This is a genomic window from uncultured Meiothermus sp., from assembly GCF_937863175.1.
Lineage (GTDB): Bacteria > Deinococcota > Deinococci > Deinococcales > Thermaceae > Meiothermus.
This window is the reverse complement of the sequence record NZ_CALMCQ010000392.1, coordinates 1-11,630: the sequence shown is the minus strand read 5'-3', so window position 1 is coordinate 11,630 and position 11,630 is coordinate 1. Positions and strand designations below refer to the sequence as shown.

The window sequence follows — 11,630 nt, the reverse complement described above, 5'->3', positions numbered from 1 at the left end:
AAAAGAAGTTTCCCCCGGACACTTCAAGGCCTGTATTCGCGACGACATCCCCGGCTTGAACTGATTCAGGTCTTTGTTCGTAAAATCGGCAAACCCACCAGGGTGTCTAAGTGCGCCCACCATAGAGATTTCGGTTATGGCATGGTTATCCCAGATTCGGAACCCGACCGAAGGGAGACGCTTTTTTCGCCGACCGTCTGGGAGGGGGGTGCTCCAGGATTCCAAAAGAGAGCCCTGGGGTCTCCGGGTTGGAGGATGGTCTTATGCAATTTTGGGGTTGCTTCGGCGCGGCTCCGTTGCCCGGCCCCGGTGCGTATCGCAAATTCCTAACCTCGAGATACATAATCAAAACGGCGCTACGAAGTCGAACTGGAAAAGAACTTCCAGCGGTAATTTCAAAGTTTGATAAGTACCCTCTCACCCTGTGCAGAATGCAGAGTGATTTACTAAACCCATGCGACAGCAGTTTTGGTTATGGATGGTTGTGTTTTTGGGTGGAGTTCAAGCGCAGGATTCGGTTATTTATCGTGGTTTTGCGGAACTAAGGCAACCGCAAACGCTGCCGCAAAACGAATGGACGTGGGAGCCGGGCGAAACCTTGTTTCAGAGTCTGGTGCCTGGAACCCTGCGTCTGATTGGGGTAACCGAACAGTCTCGCCGCGTACAGGTGGCTGCCCAGCAGAATCCCCTGACCGCCTATGTGGGCAAGGAAGTGCAGTTTTACTGGGAAGGCCAGTGGCGCAAGGCGACCCTGGTGAGTGCGGAGCGGAATCTATACCGCTACGAAGAACGGTATCTGGTGGGACTGCCAGGAACGGTTGCCTTTCCAGACCCCAGTGGATTCCGTGCAGCTCCTGAACCCAGGATTATCTTCCGCTACCAGGGGGGAGGGGCCGGTACGCTGGCCTACTTGACCCGGGGTCTGACCTGGAGTTTGCGCCATACGTTGGAAGACGGGGAGCTGACCGGCTGGGCCACCCTGACCAATGGACTGGGCCGTCCTGTGCGGCTGGGCCGAACCGAACTGGTGGCCGGAAGTGTGCCCTTGCTGGAGGGAGGGTTCAATCTGCCGCCTCCCCGCCCCGAAACCCGGATGCTGCAAGCCGCGCCAGCCGCAGCAGACGTGGCGGAGGCGGAATTTGTTGGGGAAGTGGCAGGCACTTACCGCTACCGCTTGCCGGGCGAGGTGACGCTCGAGCCCGGTTTGACCGAACTACCCTTTATCCGTACCCGGGTGCAGCCCACCTACCTCTGGCGTTTGCAGATGGGTTTTAGCACCGAGCGTGAACTCGCTTTTGTACGGGGTTTTCGTTTTGTCGCCCCGGAAAACCTGGCCGCCGGTGTGGTGAGCATCCGCGAGCAGGGGGTGTTTGTGGGGCAAGCCGGTGTCGGCGACACAGCCAGGGGCAACAATGTCAACTTAATGCTCGGCCCCGACCCCGAGGGCCGGGCCACGCGGCAGGTTGAACAACAGGCCCGCAATCGCTTCCGCGTGACCACCAGCGTGCGCAACCCCAGATCCTATCCGGTGGAAGTTGAAATCCAGGAGATGATGCCACAACCCTTTGCGCTGGAAGGGGAGGGCCTCGAGCGCATCCCCGAGGGCTATCGCATCCGTTTCACCCTGGCCCCGAATCAGAGCCGCACGTATACCTACACCCTGACTTTGCAGCAGCGCTAAAACGAGGGTGATCCGGTATCTGGTTGGGACGCACACCACAAAAATGTCGTAGGTCGCAGGGTGCTAGCCTCAGGTCGGTTGAAGTGACAGCGGGTAGTGACGGTGAGAGTGGACACGAACGCACAGGTTTTGCCCGACTGACCCGCTGGTCAGGTAGAGTAGGGGGGTGGAACCGAACCTCCTCTATCAGCTTCGTTTTTTGTCTGACCTGACCGAAGGCCCTGACGGTAAGCCACTTTTTGTCTACACCGACGTCGAGCGGCCCGAGAAAGAGCCACCCCGCTACCGCTCCCGCCTGGCCCTATGGGATGGGGGGCTCAAGTTCTTGACCCAGGCCGAAGCTAAATCACCGTTCTGGCACGGAAACTATATCTATTTCACCCGCAAGGTGGACAAGACCCCACAACTCTATCGCCTGCCCCTGAGTGGAGGCGAACCCGAGCAAATTACGCAGTTCAAGGCCGGGGTAGAAGGCTACAGGGTCAGTCCCGATGGCCGTCGAATCGCCATGCTGACCCGGGGCGAGTATGAGTCTCCCAAACCCGACGAACCCCGAATCTACGAGACCTGGCCGGTGAAATTCGATGCCAGGGGCTTGTTGCCTGGAGTGCCCAGGGAAGTCTGGCTGTGGGAAAGCGGGCAGACCAGGGCCCTGGTCAGGCTTGCACAGGATGTCGAAGAAGTGGTCTGGAATGCCGCAGGGAACGGGCTGTATTTGACGGCCTCGAGCTCGCCCCAGGAGCGTTGGGGCTGGATCCAGCGGGCCTATCACGTGGGTCTGGATGGGCAGATGGACGAACTGTTCGGAGGTGTTGGACCAATTGCTGGCCTCGAGCCCACCCCCGATGGCGGACTGGTCTACCTGGCCCATGCCTGGGAACACGGGGGTGGTACGGAGTCGAAGCTCTATTACCGAGGGCTAGACGGAAGTATCCGCCTGCTGGCAGAGGGTTCTTTCCTCAACTCGGTTAACTCGGATGTGCGTATCGGCACCGGGATACAAACCCCTCGAGTTGGGCCAGACGGGCGCGTGTACGTGGTGGTCACACATCAGGGGGTGGCTCGCTTGCTGGCGGTGACGCTGGAGGGGCAGGCCAGGTTCTTCAGCCCGGCGGAGTTCAACATTCTTGGCTTTAACTTCTGTGGCAACGACCTCTACACCCTTTCAGAAGACTTTACCCGTGGCGCTTGTCTAACCCGCCGGGGGGAGGTGCTCTTCGACCCCAATGCTGAGGTGCTGCCGAAACTGCCCACCCCGCAAGAGGTGCGCTATTCCGCACCCGAAGGCCATAGCGTGCAGGGCTAGGTGTTGTTGCCGGAGGGGAAAGGCCCCCATCCGGTGATCCTGTATATTCACGGGGGCCCCCATACCGCATTTGGCAATGCCCTGATGCTTCAGCTTCAATTCTTCCGTGCCGCAGGTTTTGCGCTGGCCTACTGCAATCCCAGGGGCTCGACGGGTTATGGGCAGGACTATATGGAGCTGGGCAAGCGTTGGGGAGATATTGACGAGGATGACCTGCTGGGCTTCCTGGATCATGTGCTGGCCCAGTTCTCTCTCGATGCTGGCCGGGTTGCGGTGGCGGGGGGTTCGTATGGGGGCTTCATGACCAACTGGCTCACCGCCAATCACCCCGAACGCTTCAAGGCTGCTGTCACCGACCGCAGTATTTGCAACTGGACGAGCTTTTATGGCGCCTCCGACATTGGGCCGCGCTTTACCTACCTCCAGCTGGGGGCCAGGCCCTGGGAGAATCCAGAGGTACTCTGGCAGAAAAGCCCGCTCTCGCTAGCCCATATGGTGCAAACCCCTACGCTGGTCGTGCACTCCGAACAAGACCACCGCTGCCCCATAGACCAGGGCGAAACCTGGTATACCGTCTTGCTACAAAAAGGGGTTCCTACTCGGTTTTTCCGCTGCCCCGAAGAGGGACATGAGCTGAGCCGGGCCGGTCGCCCGGATCGCCGCATTGCCCGGCTGAGTGCCTATCTGGACTGGTTCAAGACCTATTTGTGAAGCGACGTAGAGCCCCAACGGCCAGGTAATTCCACAGCAGGTTGGTCACTGCAATCCGGCCTGGTTTATCTTTGAGTACGGTGCCTGCTGCGGTGTGAATGGGCCTCATAGACCTGACAAGCTTCAAACCACGAACCGTCTCTGCTTTTTCTTGCCCCTGCCCTCTTTCCCGCATGAGTCCCTACCTGTTCCCCCTCTACTCGGTTCTGGCCTGGGGCCTCAATTTCGCGCTGATGAAGGTGCTGGTGGCGCAGTTGCCTCCCCATGCCATGAACAGCCTGCGCACCCTCCTGGCGGGGGCAATTTTTCTATTGCTGTGGCGCTTTCGGGAACGGCTAACCTGGCGCGACTGGCTGATGGTGGGGGGTATCGGGATATTGGGAAATGTGGCCTATCAGAGCTTGTTTTTGGAGGCGGTGCCGCGCCTCTCGGCTTCGTACAACACCATCATCAGCGCCACTGGCCCGGTCTGGGTGGCCCTGATTAGCGCGTGGTGGTTGCGGGAGCGGCTTTCGTTGCTAGGTTATGTGGGGTTCGCCCTGTCGTTCTTAGGGGTAGTGGGGCTGAGTTGGGGTGGAGAGGGGCGAGTCGAGCTTCTGGGCGTATTCTTCAGCCTGGGGGCAGCCGTGGTCTGGGCATTTTACACGGTGGCCTCGAGGTGGTTTGGCGAGCGCTACCGACTCCTAACCTGGACCGGGGCCGGCTTCATTGTCGGCATGCTGCCTTACTGGCTGTGGCATCTGCCCGAGACCGCCCGTCTTGACAGCGACACGCTTTCGCCGCTGGTATTGCTGGGCATTACGGCCTCGGCGGTGTTCGCGCTGGTGCTGGCATTCCTGACCTGGATTAGGGCTGTACAGCTACTGGGGCCGGTGCGGGTCGCGCCTTTCCAGTACCTGACGCCTTTGGTAGGGGTTACGGCGGGGGTGCTGTTGTTGGGCGAGACCCTGACCTGGGTAGATCTGATGGCTGGAGCAGTCATCCTGCTGGGGGTGCTCGTAACCCAGCGGGCAAAGTTGCAGTAGCGAGGGCAGGTTTCTATGAGCGCCCACGATAGAAATTTCGGGGATGGTTTTTGGGCGGTGCACTGCTGGGGTCTGCCTCGGCGCGGCTCTGTGGGTAGCGCCAATTCCTAACGTGGGGATACTTAGCGGATTTTCTCCATACCAGCGGTTCGTGTAAGCGGACAGCGACGTGAACCCTTTGCGGGATGGTGGCATAAAGATTAAAGGTGGGATGACCCCCACCTTTTACTTCGATCTCCCGACCGGGTTCAGGCTCTGGAGCTTTCCATCGCTTCGGGAATGACCCCGTAGGTCTCCTCGTAGCGCTGGATGTTCTCGGCCAGGCTGCGCAGCAGTGCCTTGGTGTGTTGCGGGCTGGTGATAATCCTGCTGGTGACGACGGCCACGACCTGATTGGGTTGTCCGCCGGGTTGCATCAGGGCAAAGTCGAGGTAGAACTCGTTTTTCTGATGCGAGAAGATCGCGAAGTTGGCATACTTGCCAGTGGCGGTTTCGCGGTCAATGTCTACACGCAGTTCGGGTACTTGTGAAACCTCACTCACGATAAAGCCTCCTTGAGGCGTGGGACACTCTTTTTGAGCTGGAAGCGCACCCGGCCCAGGCTCTGCATGGAGTCCATCAGCACTACCAGTAAGTACCCTTCCTCGAGTGGAACCAGCAAAACTGGCCCCTCGGGGTACTCTACCATGACCTCTTCAACCTCGCCGCGCTCCAGCTCCTGGGACAAAGCCCGTGCAGAAGCCAGCGCTGTAGCGGCGGCCCCGCTAAGAAAATACACATCGGGGGCCTGGTCGGCGCGGAGGCTCTCGACCACAATACCGTCCTCGGCTACCAGTGCCGAGGCCAGTACCCCCCTGGTGACCTGCAACTCGCCGAGCACTTCTTGAACCATACCATGTCTCCTAAATAGTCTGAGCCAAACGCAGTGCTAGACGTGAAAGCTCGCTACCGATACTCTTGCGGTCTGCGCCTTTCTCGACCACGGCTGCCAGACAGTAGCCGCTAAAAACCACCACCAGCACCTCCCGACTTTCGGTGGCGATGGTGAAGCGCCGCAACTCGCCCCCCAGACTCCTGGCCAGGGTGCGGCTGATCCTGGCCAGGGTTGCCAGTTCGGCGGCCAACAGTTCAGGCTCCGGTGTATCCTTGCCTGCGCTTTCGATCACCAGACCATCCTGGCTGGTCAGAATGGCCTGGCGCACACCCAGTGGTACGAGGGTCTCGAGCATTTTCATGTGCTGCCCCCAGCGTCGTCCCAGCCCATACGGGTTTTAGCCTAGCACAGCCCCCGCCAGGGTTTGGCGCAATTGCACACCAGAGCGTTACGTGGGGACGGAGAGCCCGGAGCGAACCGCTAAACGCTGGTGAATCTTTGCCTTTCCCTATTTACTGATTGCCCGTCGGTTCTCCAGTGCTCTGGCCAGAGTTACTTCGTCGGCGTACTCGAGGCTTCCTCCCACTGGCAGGCCATAGGCCAGCCGGGTCGAGCGGATCTGATGCTGGCCCAGTCGCTCGGCTAGATAACCTGCGGTGGCCTCGCCCTCGACGGTCATCCCGGTAGCCAGGATGACCTCACCCGCGCCCTCGAGCCGGGAGAAAAGCCTTTCCAGGTAAAGCTGTTCTGGCCCAATCCCCTCCAGCGGGTTAAGCGCCCCGCCCAGCACATGGTAGAGGCCGTTGTACTCGCCGCTGCGTTCGATGGCCATCAGATCGGAGATGGTCTCGACCACACAGATAAGCGCCCTATCACGCTCGGGGTCGGCACAAATCGGACACAATGCCTCTTCGGCCAGGTTGCCACATACCGGGCAAGGGTGCAGGGCCTGGGCGGCCTCCAGGCTGCCAAGCAGCTCTGCCGACATCTCGGGGTTTTGCACCAAAAACAGCCCTAGCTTCTGGGCGCTTTTGGGGCCAACCCCAGGCAAGCCTGCCAGGGCACGAACGAGCTTGAGGAGTCTCTCCGGGTAGCGCATAAGCAGGCGGGTAGCCGATAGCTGGTAGCCGATAGCCGATAGCTTTTTGCTGTTGACTATTCGCTATGGGCCACTGGCTATCGGCCTACTCAGAACATCCCCCCCAGCATATTGCCAATGCCGCCCAGCTCGCGGCTCATCTCTTTTTCCGAGAGGTCGTGGGCCTTTTTCTGGGCATCCTGGATGGCGATCAGGAGCAGATCTTCCAGAACCTCAAGGTCGTCCTTGTCTACGGCTTCGGGTTTGAGTTTGACCATCTGAATCTGCCCGTGCCCGTTGGCCGTGACCTCTACCAGGCCCCCGCCAGCGCTGCCCAGCACCAGCATGCTGCCCAGCTTTTCCTGTACCTCGGCGGCTTTCTTTTGGGCCTTCTGGGCCTCTTTCATTATTTTCTGGATGTTCATCTATTCCTCCACAGCACACACCATTATTGCATCTAAGTATCTCCATGTTAGGCCCGGCAAGGAGCCGCGCCAGAGCAAACCCCAAAACCGAAACTTCTAGCCTGGACACACGGAGCAGGGTTCGGTTTAACCTTTTGCCCAGGCCTGCTTCTAACCCAGAATCAGCTGTAGCGTGCAGGACACGGTCACAAAAATAGCTTCTGGTGCTCACATTTTTGAACAGCGCGCCCAAAGGTCACTCCGATCTGGCTTCCCTGGGCTGGCGCGGGATGCCCCCCCACAAAAATACCGTAAAGACGGCCAGAGATACCGCAATGCCGGAGAAGTACAAGACCGTCAGTACCCCCAGACGGGGCTCGAGTACACCGGCCAGAAAGGTGCCGATCAGGACTGCACTCTGCATGATGGCCCCGAAAGCTGCCATGATACGACCCCTGAGTTCAGGCGGGGCCGCGAGCTGGATGATGGAGCGGGCGGGTACGATGAACATGGTGTTGAGCATACCCAGGATAATGGTGGCAATTCCAGCCCAGATGGGAAACGGAAACAGGCCGAGGGAGGCCATAAAGAGCCCCCAGATGCCCAGCCCTACCAAAAAAACCGTTTCTCGAGACCAGAGGCGGATCAGGGGCATGACCACCAGCAGGCCCAGTAACGCCCCTCCGGCCATAAGGGCCTCGAGCACGCCAAACCCCTGTACCCCAATTTGCAGTGCGCCTATCGCAAACACAATCCCCAGAGCCGCCTCCACCGAGCCAAATGCCGCCGCCAGGGCCAGGGTTCCAATGGTTCGCCGGAGGGTGAGGTTATGCCACAGAGGGCGTATTCCTTCCGCTACCGCAGCGAAATAGTTACCCTTTTTTGCTTTGCCGGGGAGGGGCGGCAGAAGTGCGAGGAAACCTGCTGCAATCAGGTAGGAAGTGGCATCAATCCAGAAGGCGGGTACCGGCCCTACCGATGCGACCAGTACCCCCGCGAGCGCCACAAAGGCAACATCAGCAAAACGAGCCACGAAAGTCATCAGGCCGTTGGCTCCATCGAGCGCCGACTCTGGAACCATATCGGGTATTGCACCATTGCTGGCCGAGTAGTGTACGGACTCAAAGGTCGAGATGAAAAATGCAATCAGCATCAGCAGTGGAAGCGAATCGAGGGCAAAGAGCGGAATACAGGCCACCAGGAGGGCTCGGGCCAGGTCGGAGATGATCATCAGGGTGCGCCGGTCGTAGCGATCGGCCAGCGGCCCCAACAATGGCCCCAGTACCGCGCTGGCCAAAAACTGGGAGCCCAGAATCAGCGAGATCCAGACCGCATTCTGAGTCTCCTGAAAGGCCACAAAGAGCAAAGCCACGCGGTGGATCTTGCTGCCAACCAGCGATATGAAGCTGGAAACAAACAGCCAGCGAAATGCGGAGTGCTGCAATGCGTCTCTCATAGGTTGCCCAATAATAAACCGTCAAGCTCACGTCGTGAAGGTAGACCAGGTTTAGATGCAGACTCTGGCCCGACCCCACGACTGTACTACAATGCTTGATACCCACTGTACTACAATGCTTGATACCCAAAGACCATACATCCAGAGCCGAAGCGCCTGATGCGTTATCCGCTCTTGGCGATCTACCATAGGCGATCGGAAAAAACTCAGGAGACTGCCCGCTTTTGCGGCTGGATGGTGACCAGACTGTGGGCCACCCGCGTCCCTTCTCGCGCCAGCACCAGTCCACCCTCGGGCAACTTCCAGACCATCAAGTCCAGCAGTTTGCGCGGTACCAGGCCGGTGGAGGAGACGTATACCGCATCGTCCTGGTACCGTAGTGAAAGCACAGCACTGCCCACCTTGACCGTGCTGGGGCTGTCGCCCACAGTGGTGGAGCCGACGTTCTCGCCCAGGGTATCGCGGGAGGGCGGGCTAAATCCCAGCCATTCGGAAAGCTCGAGCTGCAAGACCGGGGCGTAGCTTTCCAGCTCGAGCACCCGTGCGACTTCAGCTAGATAGGCTGTCCAACCCGAGTTTTTTTCGATGCGGCCCCTGACCACCTCGAGGCCTTTGCGGGCAAAGTCCTGAAGATTGTCTATGGGGGCTTCGCTGTATTTGCTGGCCAGTTCGGGGCTAAACCCAGCATAGTTGACCTCGCCCTTGAACCGGGCCGAAAGAGCACGCAGCAAGCGCAGGTAGGCAAAGTTGTTTTCCGGCCACATCAAGAAAGTCATGATCCGGCCTTCGGCCAACAGGTTGGAAAGGGTGGCGGCCTCGCGCGGCTCGATGCGCAAATGCAGATAGTCCTGGCAGCGGATCACGTGCAGCTCGGCATCGGGCAGGGTCAGGCTGAAGGCAGCATCTTCTTCAATCATCCGCTCTTGCCCGCCCACACTCAGGCCAAAAAGCTGACCCGCCTGCGAGATGCCAATTTCGTGGTTCCAGAAGAAGAAGCGCTGCGGCATCAGACGCAGATTGAGGGCCTTGGCATCGTGTGGAACGGTCTGGAGCTCATACTCCGCACTCTGGCTCCTGAGAATTTTTTGCGGAATCAGCGGCCAGTGGCCTTCTCCCCTGGGACTGGGCAGGTAGCGGGTGAGCAGGGTGGCCAGGCGCTCGATGGCTGCCGAAAAACGCCCCCGATCATCCTCCATGACCAGAGACATCCGCCTTTCTTCGGCGGCGGTGGTCTGGAGGCGCTCCTCCAGGGCGCGGATTTCGGCAATGCTCAGGTTCTGTCGGTGGGCCTCCTCGAGCGCACGGCGCAAGGTCTCGAGGTTTGGCCCCCGGATGCTGGTTCGGAGCGAACCCTCGCTTTCCAGTACGCGCCGGGCAAACCGCCTTATGTAAGGCACGGTCTCTTCAGGTGGCAGTTTGAGTTTGCCGGCCAGGCTATAGGCCTCACGGAACAGCTCCAGCAGCATATTTTTGGCGATCTCGGGGTTTTCCAGGTGCACCCTAGGATCCGAAACGCTGGGAATGGGGTGAACCAGCGTGAAGCGCGAGAGGTTGTAATCCTGCGAGAACTGGGGGCTTTTGGAATAGACCTCGAGGTTTTGCAGGATGGCGTAGGTCATGCGCAACTCGTCGCGCTTGCCGTGGTTGAACGTTTTGGCAGTGCGCAGCAGGTCGCGCTCGAGCCGGCTCCAGTACACCGCCTCGGTCAGTTTTTCCAGCGCCAGGCGCTCGGGATTGGAACTCGGCCCCTCCTCTTCGATGAAGATCGTGCCCAGGTCGGGGGCTGCACCCTCGTCCACGGTGGTTTTGTAACCAGGCCGGTGGGCTTTGAAGCGCCCATCAATATCACGAAACTTCTTGGCCAGAGGGCCCGGCAGGTTGGACTGGATCAGGGTCTGGCGCAAACGGGTCAGGCCCGCCATCCCACCTTTGGGGTCATTGCCGGCTACAAGGTCGTCTACCTTGTATTCATATAGCTCGAGTAATTCAACCAGGCCCGCCTTCATTCAGACGGTATTATAAGGTGTCATGCGACTGGCACGGCTCGAAATTGCCACAGAATCCAATATTGGTCGTCGTCGTCGAAACAACGAGGACTTTCATCGCGTTGCAGTACATCCGACCCCGGCCGGCAACCTGGTGTTGCTGGCCGTAGCCGATGGCATGGGCGGGGCCGAGGCGGGCGAGCTGGCCAGCAAACTGGCTATCGAAGGGGTCAGCTCGGCAGCCAGATCCTATGCCGAACATGCGGCTACCGGTCGCCCTGGGGTGGGGCTCAACCTGGTCATGGACAAAGCCTTTAAGCTATCCCAGCGGCGGATTGTGCAAGAAGGCGAGCGGGTGCCTTCGCGCAAGGGCATGGGCACCACCCTCACGGCCGTCATGCTGGCCGAGTGGAACCGACAGGCAGTGATTGGGCATGTGGGCGATACCCGCGCCTACCGCTACTCCTCGGGGCGCTGGACCATGCTGACCCAGGATCACTCCTGGGTTGCCCAGCAGGTGCGCCAGGGGGTGCTCACCACCGACCAGGCCGAAGACCACCCCTGGAAGCACATGCTGACACAGGCCCTGGGCCTTTCCGATGTCCAGCACGACATCACAGCGGTAAACTTTGCCCCCGGCGAGGTGCTGGTACTGGCCACCGACGGACTCTATGGACTGGTGCCCCCGGAAGAATGGAGCATTACCGGCGATCTGCAATCGGCCCTCGAGAGCTGGGTCAGCAAGGCTTTGGTGCGTGGTGGAACAGACAACATCACGGTGGTTGCAGCGAGGTTTAAATGAGCTACCTGTTTGCTTTGTTGCTGGTTGGCATTTCCACCGCTCTTATATTGCGCACAGGACGTACCTGGCTCATGCTGGTATTTATTGCGCTGGTACTGGGTGGACTGGTGGTGTTGGGGGCCCAACCTCTGGTGCTGGCTGCAGCCCTGTTGCTGGGTCTGGCTTCGATGTGGGTTCCCAAATCCACCCGGGTCAATTTCAAGCCACGCTCAAAGCCGGTGCCTAGACCCCCCAAAACCAAATCCAACCCGAAGGTATCCCTGGGGAATAGTGTCACCGGCCTCGAGGCCCTCTACGAGATCCAGGAA

10 protein-coding genes and 2 pseudogenes are annotated in these 11,630 nt (G+C 59.6%); 5 read left to right on the top strand and 7 right to left on the bottom strand.

The features are described from left to right. The first annotated feature begins 454 nt into the window (after positions 1-454). From Q0288_RS14720 to Q0288_RS14710, 3 genes and pseudogenes are all read left to right on the top strand, one after another. Positions 455-1,681 (top strand): hypothetical protein, encoded by a 1,227-nt coding sequence (locus Q0288_RS14720; protein ID WP_299431929.1) that lies wholly within the window; start codon positions 455-457, stop codon positions 1,679-1,681. Between the two features lie 166 nt (positions 1,682-1,847). Further along, positions 1,848-3,698, top strand: a pseudogene (locus tag Q0288_RS14715) (S9 family peptidase). Between the two features lie 173 nt (positions 3,699-3,871). Beyond that, positions 3,872-4,723: a DMT family transporter gene (locus Q0288_RS14710; protein ID WP_299431926.1), complete on the top strand. Its 852-nt coding sequence runs from the start codon at positions 3,872-3,874 to the stop codon at positions 4,721-4,723. A 248-nt stretch (positions 4,724-4,971) separates the two neighbouring features. Here the strand turns inward: Q0288_RS14710 and Q0288_RS14705 are convergent, their stop codons facing one another. The 7 genes from Q0288_RS14705 to Q0288_RS14675 form a co-directional block, all read right to left on the bottom strand. Then, positions 4,972-5,265, bottom strand: a complete 294-nt coding sequence (locus Q0288_RS14705; protein ID WP_299431923.1) for a DUF3467 domain-containing protein — start codon at positions 5,263-5,265, stop codon at positions 4,972-4,974. Continuing rightward, on the bottom strand, positions 5,262-5,615 hold the full coding sequence (locus tag Q0288_RS14700; RefSeq protein ID WP_299431920.1) for a roadblock/LC7 domain-containing protein: 354 nt from the start codon (positions 5,613-5,615) through the stop codon (positions 5,262-5,264). The genes Q0288_RS14705 and Q0288_RS14700 overlap by 4 nt, the downstream gene beginning before the upstream one ends. A gap of 10 nt (positions 5,616-5,625) precedes the next feature. Beyond that, positions 5,626-5,958, bottom strand: a complete 333-nt coding sequence (locus tag Q0288_RS14695; RefSeq protein WP_299431917.1) for a roadblock/LC7 domain-containing protein — start codon at positions 5,956-5,958, stop codon at positions 5,626-5,628. A gap of 147 nt (positions 5,959-6,105) precedes the next feature. Next, positions 6,106-6,696, bottom strand: coding sequence for a recombination mediator RecR (gene recR, locus Q0288_RS14690; RefSeq protein ID WP_299431914.1), 591 nt, complete (start codon positions 6,694-6,696; stop codon positions 6,106-6,108). 89 nt (positions 6,697-6,785) lie between these two features. Further along, positions 6,786-7,100 (bottom strand): YbaB/EbfC family nucleoid-associated protein, encoded by a 315-nt coding sequence (locus Q0288_RS14685; protein WP_299431911.1) that lies wholly within the window; start codon positions 7,098-7,100, stop codon positions 6,786-6,788. Between the two features lie 235 nt (positions 7,101-7,335). Next, positions 7,336-8,535 (bottom strand): MFS transporter, encoded by a 1,200-nt coding sequence (locus Q0288_RS14680; RefSeq protein ID WP_299431908.1) that lies wholly within the window; start codon positions 8,533-8,535, stop codon positions 7,336-7,338. A gap of 206 nt (positions 8,536-8,741) precedes the next feature. Further along, positions 8,742-10,541 carry a hypothetical protein gene (locus Q0288_RS14675; protein WP_299431905.1) on the bottom strand — a complete coding sequence of 600 codons (1,800 nt, stop codon included), beginning with the start codon at positions 10,539-10,541 and terminating at the stop codon, positions 8,742-8,744. 22 nt (positions 10,542-10,563) lie between these two features. Between Q0288_RS14675 and Q0288_RS14670 the strand changes: the two genes are divergently transcribed. Then, on the top strand, positions 10,564-11,322 hold the full coding sequence (locus Q0288_RS14670) for a protein phosphatase 2C domain-containing protein (protein ID WP_299431902.1): 759 nt from the start codon (positions 10,564-10,566) through the stop codon (positions 11,320-11,322). After that, positions 11,319-11,630 (top strand): annotated as a pseudogene (locus Q0288_RS14665) (serine/threonine protein kinase); the annotation flags it as partial. The gene Q0288_RS14670 and the pseudogene Q0288_RS14665, both read left to right, overlap by 4 nt.

Coding starts and splice junctions, on each gene's coding strand:
- Q0288_RS14720 (WP_299431929.1), top strand. CDS start 455: ATGCGACAGCAGTTTTGGTTATGGATGGTTGTGTTTTTGGGTGGAGTT.
- Q0288_RS14710 (WP_299431926.1), top strand. CDS start 3,872: ATGAGTCCCTACCTGTTCCCCCTCTACTCGGTTCTGGCCTGGGGCCTC.
- Q0288_RS14700 (WP_299431920.1), bottom strand. CDS start 5,615: ATGGTTCAAGAAGTGCTCGGCGAGTTGCAGGTCACCAGGGGGGTACTG.
- Q0288_RS14695 (WP_299431917.1), bottom strand. CDS start 5,958: ATGAAAATGCTCGAGACCCTCGTACCACTGGGTGTGCGCCAGGCCATT.
- recR (WP_299431914.1), bottom strand. CDS start 6,696: ATGCGCTACCCGGAGAGACTCCTCAAGCTCGTTCGTGCCCTGGCAGGC.
- Q0288_RS14685 (WP_299431911.1), bottom strand. CDS start 7,100: ATGAACATCCAGAAAATAATGAAAGAGGCCCAGAAGGCCCAAAAGAAA.
- Q0288_RS14680 (WP_299431908.1), bottom strand. CDS start 8,535: ATGAGAGACGCATTGCAGCACTCCGCATTTCGCTGGCTGTTTGTTTCC.
- Q0288_RS14675 (WP_299431905.1), bottom strand. CDS start 10,541: ATGAAGGCGGGCCTGGTTGAATTACTCGAGCTATATGAATACAAGGTA.
- Q0288_RS14670 (WP_299431902.1), top strand. CDS start 10,564: ATGCGACTGGCACGGCTCGAAATTGCCACAGAATCCAATATTGGTCGT.